The sequence below is a fragment of the Burkholderia sp. NLJ2 genome (assembly GCF_049487195.1).
Taxonomy (GTDB): domain Bacteria; phylum Pseudomonadota; class Gammaproteobacteria; order Burkholderiales; family Burkholderiaceae; genus Burkholderia; species Burkholderia pyrrocinia.
On sequence record NZ_CP137808.1, the window covers coordinates 72,265 to 90,142 of the forward strand.

16 protein-coding genes are annotated in these 17,878 nt (G+C 67.3%); 5 read left to right on the forward strand and 11 right to left on the reverse strand.

What is annotated here, in order from left to right; genetic code table 11:
* Window positions 1-19 precede the first annotated feature (19 nt).
* From gspM to gspG, 7 genes are all read right to left on the reverse strand, one after another.
* The gene (gene gspM / locus R9B84_RS00305) at window positions 20-526 is read right to left on the reverse strand and encodes a type II secretion system protein GspM (protein ID WP_423758827.1); all 507 of its coding nucleotides are present in this window, start codon (window positions 524-526) and stop codon (window positions 20-22) included.
* Complete coding sequence (gene gspL / locus R9B84_RS00310) at window positions 523-1,902, reverse strand: type II secretion system protein GspL (protein WP_423758828.1); 1,380 nt, start codon at window positions 1,900-1,902, stop codon at window positions 523-525. Before gspL ends, gspM begins: the two co-directional genes overlap by 4 nt.
* Before the next feature lie 26 nt (window positions 1,903-1,928).
* Window positions 1,929-3,059, reverse strand: coding sequence for a type II secretion system minor pseudopilin GspK (gspK, locus tag R9B84_RS00315; RefSeq protein ID WP_423758829.1), 1,131 nt, complete (start codon window positions 3,057-3,059; stop codon window positions 1,929-1,931).
* A gap of 2 nt (window positions 3,060-3,061) precedes the next feature.
* Window positions 3,062-3,721 (reverse strand): PulJ/GspJ family protein, encoded by a 660-nt coding sequence (locus R9B84_RS00320; protein ID WP_047899425.1) that lies wholly within the window; start codon window positions 3,719-3,721, stop codon window positions 3,062-3,064.
* A 7-nt stretch (window positions 3,722-3,728) separates the two neighbouring features.
* A complete protein-coding gene (gspI, locus tag R9B84_RS00325) occupies window positions 3,729-4,082 on the reverse strand; it encodes a type II secretion system minor pseudopilin GspI (protein ID WP_423758830.1) in 354 nt (117 codons plus the stop codon).
* 131 nt (window positions 4,083-4,213) lie between these two features.
* The gene (locus tag R9B84_RS00330; RefSeq protein WP_423758831.1) at window positions 4,214-4,783 is read right to left on the reverse strand and encodes a GspH/FimT family pseudopilin; all 570 of its coding nucleotides are present in this window, start codon (window positions 4,781-4,783) and stop codon (window positions 4,214-4,216) included.
* 39 nt (window positions 4,784-4,822) lie between these two features.
* The gene (gspG, locus tag R9B84_RS00335; RefSeq protein ID WP_006759194.1) at window positions 4,823-5,275 is read right to left on the reverse strand and encodes a type II secretion system major pseudopilin GspG; all 453 of its coding nucleotides are present in this window, start codon (window positions 5,273-5,275) and stop codon (window positions 4,823-4,825) included.
* A gap of 175 nt (window positions 5,276-5,450) precedes the next feature.
* Here gspG and R9B84_RS00340 point away from each other — a divergent pair, with 175 nt between their 5' ends.
* Window positions 5,451-5,861 carry a hypothetical protein gene (locus tag R9B84_RS00340; protein WP_423758832.1) on the forward strand — a complete coding sequence of 137 codons (411 nt, stop codon included), beginning with the start codon at window positions 5,451-5,453 and terminating at the stop codon, window positions 5,859-5,861.
* A gap of 31 nt (window positions 5,862-5,892) precedes the next feature.
* On the opposite strand, the gene gspF is transcribed toward R9B84_RS00340, so the two are convergent.
* Genes gspF through gspD form a run of 3 tightly spaced genes read right to left on the reverse strand, consistent with a single transcriptional unit; the run spans window position 5,893 to window position 10,956 of the window.
* Window positions 5,893-7,110, reverse strand: a complete 1,218-nt coding sequence (gene gspF / locus R9B84_RS00345) for a type II secretion system inner membrane protein GspF (RefSeq protein ID WP_034183807.1) — start codon at window positions 7,108-7,110, stop codon at window positions 5,893-5,895.
* Window positions 7,111-7,114: 4 nt separating this feature from the next.
* Entirely contained in the window at window positions 7,115-8,614 is a 1,500-nt protein-coding gene (gene gspE / locus R9B84_RS00350) for a type II secretion system ATPase GspE (protein WP_423758833.1), read from the reverse strand.
* Window positions 8,611-10,956, reverse strand: a complete 2,346-nt coding sequence (gspD, locus tag R9B84_RS00355) for a type II secretion system secretin GspD (protein ID WP_423758834.1) — start codon at window positions 10,954-10,956, stop codon at window positions 8,611-8,613. Before gspD ends, gspE begins: the two co-directional genes overlap by 4 nt.
* Window positions 10,957-11,322: 366 nt before the next feature.
* On the opposite strand from gspD, the gene R9B84_RS00360 reads away from it, so the two are divergent.
* On the forward strand, window positions 11,323-11,772 hold the full coding sequence (locus tag R9B84_RS00360) for a lytic transglycosylase domain-containing protein (protein ID WP_423759934.1): 450 nt from the start codon (window positions 11,323-11,325) through the stop codon (window positions 11,770-11,772).
* A 146-nt stretch (window positions 11,773-11,918) separates the two neighbouring features.
* On the forward strand, window positions 11,919-13,232 hold the full coding sequence (locus R9B84_RS00365) for a GTP-binding protein (protein ID WP_423759935.1): 1,314 nt from the start codon (window positions 11,919-11,921) through the stop codon (window positions 13,230-13,232).
* Window positions 13,233-13,361: 129 nt separating this feature from the next.
* Here the strand turns inward: R9B84_RS00365 and R9B84_RS00370 are convergent, their stop codons facing one another.
* Window positions 13,362-13,640 carry an HU family DNA-binding protein gene (locus R9B84_RS00370; RefSeq protein WP_006401505.1) on the reverse strand — a complete coding sequence of 93 codons (279 nt, stop codon included), beginning with the start codon at window positions 13,638-13,640 and terminating at the stop codon, window positions 13,362-13,364.
* A gap of 388 nt (window positions 13,641-14,028) precedes the next feature.
* Here R9B84_RS00370 and mnmC point away from each other — a divergent pair, with 388 nt between their 5' ends.
* Complete coding sequence (mnmC, locus tag R9B84_RS00375; RefSeq protein ID WP_423758835.1) at window positions 14,029-15,981, forward strand: bifunctional tRNA (5-methylaminomethyl-2-thiouridine)(34)-methyltransferase MnmD/FAD-dependent 5-carboxymethylaminomethyl-2-thiouridine(34) oxidoreductase MnmC; 1,953 nt, start codon at window positions 14,029-14,031, stop codon at window positions 15,979-15,981.
* 673 nt (window positions 15,982-16,654) lie between these two features.
* On the forward strand, window positions 16,655-17,869 hold the full coding sequence (locus tag R9B84_RS00380; RefSeq protein ID WP_423758836.1) for a cation:proton antiporter: 1,215 nt from the start codon (window positions 16,655-16,657) through the stop codon (window positions 17,867-17,869).
* The last annotated feature ends 9 nt before the right edge of the window (window positions 17,870-17,878 follow it).

The window sequence follows — 17,878 nt, forward strand, 5'->3', positions numbered from 1 at the left end:
ACTTGCGTCATCCACTGCGTCATTTCTGCGTCGACGGTTGCATCACGGCCGTCAGGTCGACCTGGCCATCTTCCTTCAACGCGGTCGCATGCGCCTCGCCGACCTGCACCTTGAACTGCCGGCGCGCATCGTCGAGCCACTGCGTCCACGCCGGAAACGACACGTTCTTCATCTGGACCTGCACGCCGTTGCCGACAATCTGCACCTGCGCGCCCTGCAGCCCGTGATCGGACAGCGACGCGGTCAGCGCGTCCTTCAGCGCCAGGCCGGTCGGCGCGACGCCCTGCGCGGCAGCCGCCAGCGACTTCGCCTCGTTCGCCTGCGCAGTCATCTGCGCGAGTTCGCGTCGCATCGTCGGCAGCGCGCGCTGGATCCGTGCGCGGCCTTCCTGCGCGGGCGACCACAGCACCGAATACGCGATCGCGACTGCCAGCACGGTGCCGCCCCAGCCGAGCAGCATCTTCTCGCGCTGCGAGCGCTCACCCCAGAACTGGGTCAGCGTCTGGTTCAGTTGTTCCATCTTCATGAGCGGCTCCGGATGGTCCATTTACCCGTGTTGCTGTCGACTTCGCCGGACAGTCCGTTGCGCGCGAGGCGCTGCGTGAAATCGGGATCGACCTTGACCTCCGGCTTGAAGCCGACGTCGAGCCGCCGGTCGTGATAGTCGAGCGACGCGATGCCGTTCAGCGGCAGCGCCCCCATCGAGCGCGTCAGCCCGCTCGACAGCGCGAGGAAATCGTTCGGCGACAGCTCGCCGGCCGCCAGGCGCAACTGGTCGAGCTGGCGCTGCATCTGCGCGGGCGGATCGAGCACCGTCGTCGTCTTCGGGAATGCGGACAGCAGCGTCTCGGTGATCTGCGCGGACAGCGCATCGCGTTCGCGCGACAGCTTCCACCAATGCAGGTTCATCCCGATCACCGCGACGCCGAGCGTCGCCGCGACGAGTGCGAGCGGCACGCGCAGGCGCTTCACCGTCGCGCGGTCGAAGCGCCACGGCTGCGACTCGAATTCGAACTGGCACAGATCGAAACGCTCGGTCAGCGCGCGCCGCGCGAAGGTGTCGAACGACAGCGGCGCGGCGCCCGGCAGCAGCGGGCCATCGGTGCGGCTGACCGACGCGAGCCGCGGCTCCGCGCCCGGCTCGCCGAGTTCGTACAGTTCGACGTCGCCGCCGCCCGCGAGCGCGGCCAGCGTACCGGCTGCGCGCGACGCGGGCGCCGCGAAACCTTCGCCGAGCGCGCCGCGTGCGACCGCGAGTTCGAGACGCGGCGCACCGGCCGCGACCGGCTGTGCGCCGGCTTCGACGAGCACCGGTTCGACCGCCGTCGCGAGCCCGAGCACCGCGGCGACCGTTGCCGGACGGGCGGACGGCTCGACGGCGTCCGCGACAAGCGCGGCATCGGCAGCGTTGTCCGCTTCACCGTCGGCCGGCGCGGCCGATGCCGTTTCGGCCGACGCACGCGGCGCCGGCAGGCAGCGGGTCGCGGGCACCGCGCTCAGGTGCCGGTGGCCGGCCGCCGCGAACGCGTCGCAGATCACGCGGAACCATGCGCGATCGACGACGGCCAGCACGCGGCGCCCGTCGGGCAGCGCGGCCGGATCGAGCGCGATGTGGCAGCCGAGCGGATCCTGGATCAACTGATCCTCGACGATGTTGGGCAGCGCCTGGCGCAGCTTCGGCCCCTTGAGCGGCGGCACCTTCGCGGCCAGCAGCAGCACGTCGCGCGCGGCGACGATCAGCACCGTCGCATTCGCGCGCGGCAGCAGCGCGAGCGCGGCGCGGCCCGCGCGCTGCACCTGGCCGGCCTTGTCGACAAGCATGAACGGCAGCTCGGGCCACTGCCATTCCTGCAACGGCACGGCAGGCTCGCGCGGCGGCAAAGAAACAATCAACGTGCTCACAAGAGCTCCTCTCCCGAATGGCGTCGTTATAGCTGGTCGCGGATACGCACGACCCGCGTCGAATGCGTGGTCGGATCACGATACACGAGCGAGGTGCGATCGACCTCCGCGCGATCGTGCTGGATCCGGCCGTGCACGATGAAATAGCTCGAATTGACGTCGACGAGGTTCGAGTCGATCGTCACGTTCGGTGCGCCGGCACCGCGCAGTGCGAGCTGCACGTCGCCGACGTTGCGGAAAAACACGGTCTCGCGGCGCGACACGAGCGCCTGAGCGGACGACACGCTCATCCCCGGCATCAGCGCCGCGATCACTTCGGCCGGCGCGGTGTTCATGTTCACCGGCGTCGTGGTCGGCAGCACGGTGACGAACGGGCGCAGCCGCGCGACCATCTCGGGCGTCACGCCGTCGACGTCGAGCAGGCTGTCGACGCCCGTCATCATCAACGGCGCGGGCCCGCGGTCGCCACCGGACATGCCGGGATCGTCGGTGAAGCCGCTGCCGCCCTGCTGGTCGGTGGTCACCGGCGCGGTGGCCGGCGCCGTGCCGCCACCGCCCGGCAGCGTCGGCATCTGGAAGCGCGTCGCCGAATGCATGAGGCCCGCGCGCACCTGCAGCGCGATGCGCTTCGCGAACGCGCCGTCGTAGCCGAGCGTCGTCAGCAGGCGCTGGAACGCCTGCAGCTGCGTGACGTTCAGCTGCAGCACGCCGGGCGCCGGCGACGCCACGAGGTTACGCAGGTTGAACTTCGCCTGCGCGTCCTCGATCGAGCCGGAGATATAGGTGTCTTCGCCGCCGTTGTCGTTGGGCGCGCCGATCCGGCCGAGGAAGTCCGACAGCTTCGTCTTCGCGATCGGCACGCCCCAGATTCCGCCGAGATAGGTGATGCCGGGCGCCGTGTCGCCTTCGGAGCGCAGGATCATCCGCGTCCAGTCGAGCGCGCCGCGCGCGACCCACTGCGCCTGCGCGATCACGCGCTGGTTTTCGATGCGGCGGATCTGCACCTGCTGGCGCCACAGCATCCCCGAGACGAGGATCGCCGACAGCGCGACGACGAGCAGCGCGGTGATGATCGCGGCACCGCGCTGGCGGCCGCGTGCATGCGCGCGTGCTGCAGCGTGGTGGGGGGAAAGCGGACGGTAAGGGCGCACGCGCATCGTCATTCCCCGACGAGGAACACGCGCGTGACCGGCACGCGCAGCGACGTCGCGCCGATGCTGACCTGGAGCCCCGTCACCGCGCGCTGCGGCGGCGCGTTGCCGAGCTGCGGCACCTTGAGCGCATCGTTGTTCTGCGCGAGCGCTTCGTCGGCCGTCTGCAGGTTGGTGGTCCAGCCCACGCGCGGCACGTACAGCTTCGCGTCGATCGCGCCGACACCGCCCATCAGCGCGACCCAGCTCCAGCCTTCGACGCTGCTGTCCTTCAGCACGCGTTGCAGCCGGTTCGCGTCGTCGATCGGCGCCGATGCATAGCGCACCACGCGCCCGCCGGCGATCCGATAGCGGACCACCTGCAGCCGCGGCGCGGCGCCCGGCACGTCGAATTCGCGAACGATCTGCAGCGTATTGCCGGCGACGCCGATCGCCGGCTGGCCGGCCTCGTCGTCGGTCGCGGCAAGCCGCGCGTCGATGCGCATCTGGTCGAACATCTGCGCGAAGACGCGCTCGTCTTCCATCGCGGACGCGACCTTGTCGCGGCCGCGCATGATCTGGTCGAGCCCGCGCCACGCGAGGATGGCGACCACCGCGAGGATCGCGATCGCGATCATCAGCTCGATCAGCGTGAAGCCCCGGGCGGGGCGCGCGTGCGGGCGTCGCATCGGCGCGTCAGAGCGGACGGCTGGTTTCATTCGCGACCACCGTCACCATCTGCGCGAGCACGCCGGAGCGCCCGGGCATGCTCACCGAAACCCGGACGCGCCGGAACACGGGATTCGGCGTGGCGCTCACGCTCTGTGTGCAGACGAGCTGCACGTTGCCTTGCGAACAGTCGAAACTCTGGTCGCCGATCTGCGGCCACGCATGCGTGAGGCGCAACTGCGCAAGCGCGTTGTCGGCGCTCCAGCCGGCCAGCAGCCGGCGATGGAGTTCGGATGCATTGGTCGCCATCGTGCCGACCGCGCGGATCGACGCGGCGAGCGCGACCGCGATGATCGCGAGCGCGACCAGCACCTCGATCATCGTGAAGCCGCGCGCCCCGGGGAAACCGGATGCAGCCCGGTTTGCGCAGGAACCGCCACGCCCCGCAGGAAACCCCGTCGGGGGAGTGGGCTGCGACGAAGAAACGGGGAAGGGCAGGCGACGACGCATCGTCATTGCACCTCGTAGCGGCCATTGCCGGTGCCGACGATCGTCGCGCTGCCGACGGCCGAATGCAGCGTCACGCGCACCGGCGTGTCGATGCTCTCGGTGCCGAACACGACGCGGTTCACGCGCGTGTCGGAACCCGGGTAGTCGATGTCGGCGCCCGTGACGCCGCCGTCCCAGTCGCGCGGGCGCAGCAGGTCGTCGCGCAGCGTGCGCCAGCCGTCGGGCGAGCTCACGTCGAAACGGAAACCGTGCGCGGTCGGCTGCCACGCGATCGGGCGCGCGCGCACCTGTGCTTCATCGCCGGCCGTCTCGAACAGCAGCGCGATGCGCTGCGCTTCCTCGCGCAGGTCAGTGCGCGGATTGCGCGTCAGCGACAGCGACGCGAGCGACACGAGCAGCCCTGCAATCACGAGCACGACCAGCATTTCGAGCAGCGTGAAGCCGCGTGCACGGGCGTGCCGCACGCGGTGCTTCAGCGGCCCGCCATCGGCGCGCGCCGATACGGACGGCGCCGCGCCGCGATGCGCACGGCAATCGCGGCCGCAGCGGGAAGTCGTGCGAATGGCGAGCATGAAGAGCGGGAACGAGGCGTCGGGACGATCAGCGCCGGCTTATTGCCACGAACCGATGTCGGAGTCGTTGCTCTCGCCGCCTTCCTTGCCGTCGGCACCGTAGCTGAATACGTCGATCTCGCCGTGCACGCCCGGGTTCAGGTACTTGTACCCGTTACCCCACGGATCGTTCGGCAGGCGCTCGAGGTAACCGCCGTCCTTCCAGTTGTTCGGGATCGGATCGGTGGACGGCTTCTGGATCAGCGCGTTCAGGCCCTGCTCCTGGCTCGGATAACGACCGTTGTCGAGACGGTACAGCTTGAGCGCCTGCATGATCGTGCCGATGTCCTGCTTCGCGGCGATGCGGCGCGCCTCGTCCGGGCGGCTCATGATCTTCGGCACGATCAGCGCCGCCAGGATCCCGAGGATCGCGACCACCACCATGATTTCGATCAGCGTGAAACCGCGCTGACGACGCACGGCCGCGTTGCGGCGAGTGATCCACGTTTGCATGACTGACTACCTCTTTCCAAAAAATGTCGTCGATTGAGTGACGCACCCGGCACACCGGACGATGACCTGACGGAAACCTTCCGGACCCGCGGGCGCGGAGCACGCATTGTAAGGCGCGCATCGCCGAGGGCTTTCACCCAACGCAAATTTCATATACATCCGTACAATAGCGCGCATGAACGCGCTCTCGATCCGGATCCTTTCCCTAGCCCTCTTCGCGGGTTTGTGCGCGACGGCCACCTACTGGGTCGTCACGCTGTCGGCCCGCGAAGCGCCGCTGCCCGCCGCCGCCGCGCGGCTGCCGATCCGCACCGAGGACGCCGCGGCGCTCTTCGGCGGTCAGCTCGACAAGAATCCCGTGCAGGACATCCACCTGTTCGGCATCCTCGCGCTCGATCGTGGCGCCGCCGCGATCGTCGGCATTGGCGGCGAACCGCCGCGCGCCGTGTCGCTCGGCGCGGACGTCACGCCCGGCGCGAAGCTCGCCGAAGTCCGCGCCCGCTCGATCGTCGTCGACCGCAACGGCGCCCGCGCCGAAATCCAGCTCCCGGCGAACACGCCGTCCCCCGCGATCTACATGCGCTGAACGGCGACGGCCTCACCAACCGGTCAGGCCGTCACTGCACCATGTTGTTCAGCTCGATGATCGGCAGCATCACGGCCAGCACGATCACGAGCACGATGCCGCCCATCGCCAGGATCAGCAGCGGCTCGAGCAGGCTCGTCAGGAACATCGTGCGGCGTTCGAGCTCGCGCGCTTCGCCTTCGGCCGCGCGATCCAGCATCGTCGTCACGTCGCCCGTCGCTTCGCCGGAACGGATCAGGTGCACGAGCACCGGCGGAAACGTCTTCACGTTGTTCAGCGCGCGCGACAGCGCGGAGCCTTCGCGCACGCGCACGATCGCGTCGTCGATGTTCGCGCGCATCGCGCGGTTCGACAGCGTCTCGCCGGCCGCCTGCAATGCGCGCAGGATCGGCACGCCGGCCGCGGTGAGGATGCCGAGCGTGCTCGCGAAGCGCACCGTGTTGTAGCCGCGCACGAGCTTGCCCGCGAGCGGCGCGGTCAGCACCCAGCGGTCGAACGCGAGCCGCGGCCCGTCGCGCGACAGCGTCGCCTTCACGAACCACACGATCAGCGCGACCGCGATCAGGATCGCCCACCACCAGTGCCGCACGAATTCCGACAGCGCCATCATCACGACCGTGAGGATCGGCAACTGCTGTTTCGTACTCGCAAACACGTTGACGACCTGCGGCACCACGTAGCTCAGCAGGAACGTGACGATGCCGAACGCGATCAGCGTGACGATCCCCGGATACGTGAAGGCCAGCAGGATCTTCTGCTTCAGCGCGTTGCTCTGCTCGATGTAGTCCGCCAGGCGCGACAGCACGATGCCGAGCTTGCCCGTGTGCTCGCCCGCCGCGACGAGCGCGCGGTAGATTTCCGGAAAATCGCGCGGATGCTGACCCAGCGCATTCGCGAGCGAATGGCCGCCGAGCACCTCGGCGCGGATCGCGGCCATCAGTTCGCGGATGTAGTCGCGCTCGGCCTGCTCGGTCAGCACGCCGAGCGCCTCGTCGAGCGGCAGCCCCGCGATCAGCAGGCTCGCGAGCTGGCGCGTGAGGATCGCCTGTTCGCGCTGCGACAGCTTGCGGCCGAACGCGAGCCGCTGCGTACGCGCGCCGCGCGTCGCGCTGGCGGCCGGCTCGACGACGAGCGGCGTGAGCCCCTGCGTGCGCAACTGGCCGCGTGCGGCACGCGCGCTGTCGGCATCGATGACGCCTTTCTGCGCGTGTCCCGCCGCGTCGATCGCTTCGAAACGGAATGCCGGCATCGCGCTATGCGCCTCCCGTCACGCGCAGCACTTCCTCGAGCGACGTCGCGCCGGCCGCCAGCCAGCGCTCGGCGTCGTCGCGCAGCGTGCGCATCCCTTCCGCGCGGCCGGTGGCCAGAATCTCGGCATCGGCAGCGTTGCGATGGATCAGCGAGCGGATCGAGTCGTCGACCAGCAGCAGCTCGTATACGCCGCGCCGGCCCGCGTACCCCGAATGCCCGCACTTGTCGCAGCCGACCGGATGCCACACGGTACGGCCGTCCTCTTGCCGCTCTTCCTTGCAGACGGGGCAGAGCTGCCGCACCAGGCGCTGCGCGAGCACGCCGAGCAGCGACGACGCGAGCAGGTACGGCTCCACGCCCATGTCGGTCAGGCGCGTGACGGCCGATGCCGCATCGTTCGTGTGCAGCGTCGCGAGCACGAGGTGGCCCGTCAGCGACGCCTGCACCGCGATCTGCGCGGTTTCGAGGTCGCGGATTTCGCCGATCATGATCACGTCCGGATCCTGGCGCAGGATCGAGCGCAGCGCACGGGCAAAGGTCATCCCGATCCGCTCGTTCACCTGCGTCTGGCCGATGCCGCCAAGGTCGTATTCGATCGGGTCCTCGACGGTCATGATGTTGGTCGTCGCGGTTTCGAGCCGCGACATCGACGCATACAGCGTCGTCGTCTTGCCCGAGCCCGTCGGGCCCGTGACGAGCACGATGCCGTGCGGTCGCGCGATCAGCTTGTCGAACTGGACGAGCGTGTCGCGGCCCATCCCGAGCGCTTCGAGGTTCAGGCGCTTCGCATCCTTTTCGAGCAGACGCAGCACCGCGCGCTCGCCGTGCCCGGTCGGCAACGTCGACACACGCACGTCGACCGGCCGGCCGCCGACGCGCAGCGTGATGCGGCCGTCCTGCGGCAGGCGTTTCTCCGCGATGTCGAGCTGCGCCATGATCTTGATCCGCGAGATCAGCGCGCCGTGCAGCGCCTTCTTCGGGCGCACGACGTCGCGCAGCGTACCGTCGACGCGAAAACGCACGACGGACGCATTCTCGAACGGCTCGATGTGAATGTCCGACGCCTGTTCGCGCGCCGCTTGCGTGAGCAGCGCATTGATCATCCGGATGATCGGCGCGTCGTCTTCCGATTCGAGCAGATCCTCGACTTCGGGGATGTCCTGCATCAGCCGCGACAGGTCGACTTCGCCTTCGACCTCGCCGACCACCTGCGCGGCGCTGCCGTCCTGGCGCGCGTACGCCTGGTTGATCGCCTGCGCGAGCTCGTCGGCCGGCACGCGGTGCACGGAAATCGAGCCGAAGTTGCGCGCGATCTCCGCGAGCGCGGCGTCGCTCGTGCGTTCGCTGATCCACACCTCGAGCGTGTCGTCGAGCTGATGCGCGATCAGCACCTGGCCGCTCTTCGCGAAGCCGTACGGCAACAGGCGCGCGGCGAGCGGCGACGGCGGCTGCCGTTCGCCCGGCGCGCCGTCGTGGGCGGAAGACGCGAGCACGTCGGTCACTGCGATGCTCCCGGCGTGGCGGTCAGCGGCTGTTGCGGCACCGCCTGCTGCGGCACGCTCTGCGGCTGCGCGGGCGTCCGCTCCGGCAGCGGCTGGGCCGGAACCGGCACGACCTGACGCTGCACCTGCTGGCGGCGCATCTTGTCGAGATCGAACAGGTTCCCGGCCGGTGTGCCACCCTGGCTCGGGCCGAGCGGCATCGGCGGGACGATCGGGTCGTCCTTGTCGCGAATCACGTTGTTGTCCGACTTGTACGCACCCGTCACGCCCTGGATGTAGTCGTACCGGTTGGCCGTGACTTCCTGCGCGGTACTGCGATCGGAGATGATCACCGGACGCAGGAATACCATCAGGTTGGTTTTCGCGCGCACCTTCGATTCCGAACGGAACAGCTGGCCGATCCACGGAATGTCGCCGAGCAGCGGCACCTTGCTGTTCGTTACCTGGTAGTTGTCCTGCATCAAGCCGCCGAGCACGATGATCTCGCCGTTGTCGGCCAGGATCGTCGACTGGATCGAGCGCTTCGTGAAGGTCGGGCCGGTCTGCGCGCTCGTGGTGCCGGCGACGACCGCCGAATCCTCGGTATAGAGCTGCAGCTTCAGGATCCCGCCGTCGGTGATCTGCGGCTTCACGTGCAGCGTCAGGCCGACGTCGCGCCGGTCGTAGGTATTGAACGCATTGCTCGTCGTGCCGCTCGTCAGGTTCGAATACGAACCGGTCGCGATCGGCACGTTCTGGCCGACGACGATCTTCGCTTCCTCGTTGTCGAGCGTGATCAGGTTCGGCGTCGACAGCACGTTCGCGTCGCTCACGCCCGCGAAATACTGCAGCAGTGCGCCGAGCCCCTGCACGCCGAACATGTTGTGCAGCCAGCCGATGTTGAGCCCTTGGGACAGCTGCCCGAGATTGGAGGCAAGCCCGCCGCCGGTGATCCCGCCGGCGGCGTTGGCCACACCGCCGGCCGTCAGGTTGATGATGCTGTTGCCCAGGCCCAGCCCGGGGTTCAGGTTCGTGCCGCCGAGAAACTGGCCGCTCGCCACCTGCCACTGGATGCCGAGGTTGCCCTGCGACGTCGAGTTCAGCTCGACGATCAGCGCTTCGATATAGACCTGCGCACGCCGCGCGTCGAGCTGGTCGATCACCGAGCGAAGGTTCCGGTAGACCGGATCGGACGCGGTGATGATCAGCGAGTTGGTCGCCGCATCGGCCTGGATCATCCCGCCCGGCTGGTTGTCGTCGCCCTTGTCCTTGTCGCCGCCGAGCAGGCCGGCGCTGCCGAGACCGCCGCCGCTGCCCGACGAGCCGCCATACCCCGACGACGACGACGACGAACCGCCGAGGCCGCCCGACGGCAGCGGCGGGGTGCCGGACGTGCCGGTCGAGAAGTTGCCGCTCGACGACGAGCCGCCGCTCTGGTTGAAGCTGTTCGCGTCGTTGGACGACGCCGACGAGCCGCTGTCGCTACCGCTCTTGCCGAGCATCCCGCGCAGCGTCTTCGCGAGCTTCACCGCATCGGCGTTGCGCAGCGGCACGACGTGCATGTTGCCGGGCACCGCGCTCGGCGCGTCGAGCTGCTGCACGAGGCGCTTTGCGGCCGCGAGGCGCGAGGCGCTCGACGCACGCAGCATCAGCGAGTTGGTGCGCGGGTCGGCCGTGGCCGACACCTTCAGCGTTGCGTCGCTGTTGCCGATCGCGCCCGGGTCGAGCATTTTCTGCAGTTGCGCGGCGAGGTCGATTGCGTTCGCGTTGCGCAGCGGAACGACCTGCACCTGCGCGCCCGCGGCGCTGTCGACGCCCGAGATGATTTGCGCGATGCGGCGCACGTTGTCCGCGTAGTCGGTCACGACGATCGTGTTGTTCGCCGGGTAGGCCGTCACCGTGTTGTTCGGCGAGATCAGCGGCCGCAGCACGGGCAGCAGGTTGTTCGCCGATTCATTGTGCAGCTCGAACACCTGCGTGATCACCTGGTCGCCGCGCGCCTGCGGCGCATTGCCGACATAGGTCGGCACGCCCTGCAGCTTTGCGTCGGCCTCGGGCACGACCTTCAGCACGCCGTGATCCTGCACGAGCGCGAAGCCCTGCATGCGCAGCGCCGACTGCAGCGTCTTCAGCGCCTGGTCTTCCGGCACCGGACGTTCGGCAACGAGGTTGAGCTGCCCCTTCACACGGGGGTCGACGATGATGGTCTTGCCGGTTGCGGCGCCAATCGCTTTCGCGACCTGGTCGATATCCGCATTCACGAAGTTGAGCGTGACCTGAGCGTAGGCGGCCTGCGAGACGATGATGCCGGCGACGACGAGGGTCGTGGCAATGCGCCGCATAACGAAGCGATTTCTTGTCATGGATGAATGGGTCTATGCCGGCTCAGGCCACTTCCGGCGGTAGTGCTGGGATCCAAGTCCGAAAGAGGCGACATTAGCAGTTTTTCATGTCCGAAATATCACATTGATCCGAAGACTGTCTCACATACGACATGTATCCGGCGAGTCGTATGCAATATGTAAGATTCGGTGCTATATCGGCATGCCGGCCATCGTCCCCGTTTCGCGATGAACCGACACGGAAATGCGGTATAACCCGGCTGTCGTATTTCCGCATGTCGCAACCTGACGGGCTGTCGGTATGATAAAGGCGACGTGTTTCTCGTCGCACGAATAACAGGCACGGGTTTTCCCGACCATTGCGCAATTCCTTTTCGTTTTCGCACCATGAACAGACGGTTCGCTTCGATCGCGTTGATTGCCGCAGGCGTGTGGTTCGCCAGCGCAAACGCACGCGCGGATTGTTTCGACGAGGCCGCTAAATATCAGCAGGTCAATCCGCTGATCCTGCGCGCGATCGCGTGGCAGGAATCGCGCAACCGGCCCGGCGCGCTGAACAAGAACACGAACGGCTCGATCGACTACGGCCTGATGCAGATCAATTCGATCCACCTGACGACGCTGTCGCGCTACGGGATCGACCGCGGCACGCTGATGGAACCGTGCAAGAACGTCTATATCGCCGCGTGGCATCTGAAACAGAAGATGAACCGCTACGGCAACACGTGGCAGGCCGTCGGCGCCTATCATTCCGAAACGCCGTCGCTGCGCGACAAGTACGCGCGTCAGATCGCCGGCATCCTGACGCAGTGGAAGCTGCTGCCGCCCGCGCCATGACGCCGCGTCGCATCGCAGCCTGACGCGGTGCCGGCCGGCCGGCGCGCGTTTGATGCACAATGCGGGCTCACGCCGCAGGTTCGCCCGTCCGCGGGCCGATCGCGCCCCGGAAGGGCGCCGCGGCCGCTTTTTCATCTTTTCCGTTGGTGTGTACCGCAATGAACCAGCCGTTGCCCGTCACCGTGCTGTCCGGCTTCCTCGGCGCCGGCAAGACCACGCTGCTCAATCACATCCTCGCGAACCGCGCGGGCCTGAAAGTCGCCGTGATCGTCAACGATCTCGCGGCGGTCAACATCGACGCGTCGCTCGTGCGCGACGCGCAGGCGCTGTCGCAAGTCGAGGAACGCCTCGTCGAAATGTCGAACGGCTGCATCTGCTGCACGCTGCGCGACGACCTGCTCGTCGAGATTCGCAACCTCGCGTCCGAAGGCCGCTTCGACGCGATCATGATCGAATCGACCGGTATCGCGGAGCCGATGCCGATCGCCGAAACCTTCACGTTCGTCGACGACGACGGTGAGTCGCTGTCGAAAATCGCCCGGCTCGACACGCTCGTGACCGTGGTCGACGCGTACAACTTCCTGCGCGACTACGGTTCCGACGACGCACTCGCGACGCGCGGCATCGCCGCGTCGGAAGAAGACGACCGCACGCTCGTCGAACTGCTGATCGAGCAGATCGAATTCTGCGACGTGCTGGTGATCAACAAGGCCGACCTCGTCGGCGCCGACGAACTCGCGCGCCTGCAGCACATCCTCGCGCGGCTCAATCCGCGCGCGCACCAGGTCGTGTCGACGTTCGGCCACGTGCCGCTCGACGAAGTGCTGAACACGGGCCGCTTCGATTTCGACGAGGCCGCGAATGCGCCGGGCTGGCTCGCGTCGCTCGATCACGATCACACGCATTGCGACGACCCCGACTGCCATGACGAACATCATGCGCACGTGCACGGCGAAGCCGACGAATTCGGGATCGGCAATTTTGTTTACCGTGCGCGACGGCCGTTTCATCCGGCACGACTCTGGGCGCTGCTGCACCAGGAGTGGCAGGGCGTGCTGCGCAGCAAGGGCTTCTTCTGGCTCGCGACGCGCAACGACATCGCGGGCTCGCTGTCGCAGGCAGGCGGCGTATGCCGGCATGGTCCGGCGGGTCTCTGGTGGGCCGCGCAGGATCGCGCGGAATGGCCGGACGACGACGAGCTGCTCGCTGAAATCCGCGCCGAATGGCACGGCGATCTCGACGATCGCACGGTCGGCGATCGCCGGCAGGAACTCGTGCTGATCGGCATCGCGCTCGACGCCGATGCATGGCGCGAGAAACTCGACGCATGCCTGCTGACCGATGCGGAATTCGCCGTCGGCGCAGCGGGATGGAGCGCATTCGACGATCCGTTCCCGGCGTGGGATGTCGATTCGCACGACGACGACGATCACGGCGACACGCAAATCGTGCATGCCTGACGGCTCGGTAACGGCTTGTAAGAACAACCGTTAAATCTTGCAAGAGCGGCGCGGACTGTGGCGAAAATGCCGCGCGCGCCCAACAAAAAACCCGCCGAGAGGCGGGTTTTTCCTGGAACAGGCGCTGGTTTAACGCTTGTTGACGGCGTCCTTGAACGCCTTGCCAGCCGTGAACTTGACCGTCTTGGCTGCCGGGATCTTGATGGTTTCGCCGGTCTTCGGGTTGCGGCCCGTACGTGCTGCGCGCTTGCCCGAACCGAAGCTGCCGAAGCCGATCAGCTGAACCGCATCACCCTTCGACACGGCCTTCTTGATGACTTCGAGCAGCGTGTCCAGCGTTTCGCCGGTTTGAGCCTTGCTGGCGCCCGTTTGGGCGGCGACGGCGTCGATCAGTTCCTGTTTGTTCATTAAGGTTCCTTTATCAGGTTAGGTTGACACGAACAGCGCGAACGCGCCGATTATACGTGCGCGAACCGTGCCGTCGAGAGTCAGACTCCGACGGCACAGCGCCGAATCCTGGCCCGCGCGACGCGCCCACCGGCTTGCCGGCGGCCACCCCGCGGTACGGCGTTGCTATGATAGCGCAGCGCAAACCCAATAACGACAAGGGTTTCAAAGATTTTCATCGGTGTTTCGCCGAATGAATCATCGATTGCCTGTTTTTTGACCAGCGCCGACCGGACAGGATACGCAGCGCGGTCCGCCCGTGCGCCGCGCCGTTGGCATTTTCCAACGGCCGCTCGGACGGCCCCGCGCAATCCCTTGCCAGGCTTGGCTGCCACGTTTTTTGTTTCGCATGCCCGACCGACTTGTTCCCGCCACGCTCGCGCTTCGCGACGACGGCACGCTCGTTTCGCCCGAGTACGGCGACCTCCATCGCGTCGCATCAGGCGCGCTTGCACACGCGCATCGCGTGTTCGTCTCCGGCAACGAGCTGCCGGCGCGCTGGCAGGGCCGCCGCACGTTCACGATCGTCGCGACGAGATTCGACACGGGCAGCCGCTTCCTCGCGACATGGGCCGCGTGGCGCGACGATCCCGCGCGCTGCGAGCGGCTGCATTTCGTCGCGGTCGAGCCGCATCCGTTCTCGCGCGACGACCTGCGCCGTGCGATCTTGCATATAGTTGCCAACACAACCATATCGGCCGACGTGGATGCACTGGTCGACGCGTGGCCGATGCTCGTTCCGGGCCTGCACCGGCTCGAATTCGACGAAGGGCGTGTGGTGCTCACGCTCGCGTTCGGAGACGCGATCGACATGTTGACGAAGCTCGTCGCGCGCGCCGATGCGTTCTATCTCGATAGCTTCACGTCGTCGAACGACGCGGATCTGCGCTCGACCGACGTGGTCCGTGCGCTCGCGAAAATCGCTGGCGAACGCGCAACGTTTGCGACGCATGCGAATTCCGCTGCCGTGAAACACGCACTCGGCGAATCGGGTTTCACGTATCGCGAAGTCGACGATTGGCTCGTCGGCGAATATGCGCCGCGCTGGCGCGCGCGCCGGCACGAGCCGCCGCGCGCACTGCCCGTTGCGGCGCGCCGTGCGATCGTGATCGGCGCGGGCCTGGCCGGCTGCGCGGTCGTCGAGCGCCTGGCCGCGCGCGGCTGGGACGTCACGCTGATCGAGCGGCACGAACGGATCGCAAGCGAAGCGTCGGGCAATCCGGCCGGGGTATTCCATCCGCTGATGACACGCGACGACAACGTCGCAAGCCGGCTCACGCGCGGCGGCTTCCTGCACGCGATCGCGCGCTGGCGCGCACTCGAACGCACGGGTCATGCGTTCGCGCGCAGCACGCACGGGATGATCCATCTCGCCGAATCGGCCGACGACTTCGCGCGGATGCGCGACGCATTCGATGCGTTCGGCGCGCCGTCCGACTATGTGTCACTGCTCGATCCCGAGGCCGCGCGCGCACATCTGAACCTGCCGGTCGCGCATGGCGGCCTGCTGTTTCCGCACGGCGGCGCCGTCTGGCCGGCCGGGCTGTGCGCGGCGCAATGCGCGGCAGCCGGCGAACGCGTGCGCTTGCTCGCGTCCACCGGCGTCGCGCGGCTGGAGCGGCGGGGCGACGCATGGCATGCGCTCGATGCGGCAGGCGGCACGCTCGCCGAAGCGCCCGTCGTCGTGCTTGCGAACGCGGGCGACGCCGTGCGTCTCGCGGGCCTGCAGCATGTCGTGCTGCAACCGGTGCGCGGCCAGCTCACGCTGCTGCCGCCGGGCAGTACGGCACCGCTGCCGTGCCCGACGATCGGCGACGGTTACGCGGTGCCGCTCGACGACGGCACGCTGCTGATCGGTGCAACGTTCGAACCCGACGACGTCGATCCCGCGATGCGCACGGCCGGCCACGTCGAAAACCTCGACCGCGTGCGGCACCTGCTGCCGGGCCTGATCGGCGACGTGCCGGACCCCGCCACGCTGCGCGGCCGCGTTGCATTCCGCTGGGTCGTCGGCGATCGTCTACCGCTGATCGGCCCGCTCGCGGACGAAGCACAGGCCGTCGCGAACGCCCGCGCGCTGAGCGGTGCAAAGGCGCGCGACCTGCCGCGCATGCCCGGCCTCTACGGCGCATTCGGCTTTGGCTCGCGCGGCCTCGTGTGGGCCGCGCTCGGCGCCGAACTGATCGCATCGCAACTCGAAGGCGAGCCGTGGCCGCTCGAGCGCGAACTCGCCGAAGCCGTCGATCCCGCACGCTTCCTGATCCGCGCACTGCGCGCGCGCCGCGTCGGCTCCGCCGGCTGACCGGCCGCACCGATCGCTCACAGTTTCCCGATTTCCCCGCGCAAGGTTATCCACCCGGTGCTGTGGATAACCGCGCGGAATCCGCACGCACTTCGTGTGTAATCACAGTGGACGTAAACTGGGCAACTCGGCACAGCTGTGAGACACCCCAAAAGTTGCTCATCTCAAACCTCTGTGCACGAACAGCCTGTGCAACGGGTTATGGTTTCGCCAACCCGTTGATCTGTCAGCGTAAACCGAAGTTATCCACAGAACTGTGCGTCCTTTGTTAACTTCTACTACGTATATATACAAGTAAACCTTTGAAACCAAAGACCTGCGGTGCCGCACAGCGCCGCGAGTCGAATTCAATGGGTTCCAGACCGAAAAAGCTGTGGCACAATCGGTTTCCTTCGCGTTCGTTCGGCCAGGCGCCGGACGTGCTTCAATGGAACGGTCGGCTCGATTTCGAATCTGAATCTTCGAGACTGCGCAGTCCGTTCACACACCAGGCCGACAATCCAGATCGGCAACCTGTGCGACTTTCCGCCGGATGGCGGAGCAGGCGGACCCCATGTCCCGCCGTCGTCGACCACAACAATCACATTCGGGGCGATACCCAGCCGGCGCGCATCCATTTCTGACGCTTGACCCCGCGTCGCTGGCGGTTGCTTCCAAAGGAGAAGTCACCACGATGAAGTCGGCGTTCTCATTCCTGCCCAACTGGCCGCTCGCGCCGGATGCCGTGTTCTGGGCCGGGCTCGCGCTGTTCGCGGCCGGCCTGTGTGGCGAACTGTGCTATCGCGCATGGCGCCTGCCGCGCATCACCGGCTATGCGGTGATCGGTCTCGTCGCCGGTTCGTTCGGATTCGGCGTGATCGACGCAAGCACCGACGAAACGTCGCGGCTGCTGATCGACGTCGCGCTCGGCCTGCTGCTGTTCGAGCTCGGCAGCCGCCTCGACCTGCGCTGGATCCGGCGCAATCCGTGGCTCATCGCGTCGAGCCTCGCGGAGGCCACGCTGACGTTCGTGCTCGTGCTGTTCGTGATGCTCGCGCTCGGCGTATCGGGAATGGTCGCGCTGGTGCTGTCTGCGATCGCGATCGCGACGTCGCCGTCGATGGTGATCCAGCTCAAGACCGAACTGCGCGCGGAAGGGCAGGTGTCGCAGCGCCTCATCACGCTGACCGCGCTCAACAGCGTGTATGCGATCGTGCTGACCAAGCTCGTGACGAGCTGGCTCCACCAGGAAGCGTACGGCAACGTTTTCGCGACGATCCTGCAGCCGCTCTACCTGATCGCCGGGTCGTTCATCGTCGCGTATCTCGTCGCGCGTTCGTGCAATTTCCTGTTCCGTCACATGACGTCGACGATGCGCGACGAGCATTCGTTCGTCGCGCTGTTCGGGCTCGTGATGCTCGCGATTGCGGTGGCCCAGGCGCTGAAGCTCTCGACGCTGCTCACGCTGCTGCTCGCGGGCATCATTGTGAAGAACCTCGAAGCGCGTCCGCAGCTGTGGCCCGAGCACTTCGGCACGGCCGGCTGGCTGCTGACGGTGGTCCTGTTCGTGCTGACGCTCACGTCGTTCACGTGGGGCGACCTCGCGCTCGGCGGGCTGCTCGCGATCGTGCTGATCGTCACGCGGCTCGTCGCGAAGCTGGCCGGCGTCGTCGCGTTCGCGAAGCCGAGCGGCATCGGGATGAAGCAGGGCGTCGCGCTCGGCATCGCGCTGACGCCGATGTCCGCGCTGTCGTACCTGCTCGTCGACGATACCTACCAGCTCTATCCGAATTTCGACCCGCACCTCCGTGCGATCGTGATGTGCACGATCGTGGTCCTGCAGCTCGTCAGCCCGTTCGTCGTCTACCGCTGCCTGTCGGCGGTCGGCGAACGCAGCGACAGCAACTGATTCCGGAAC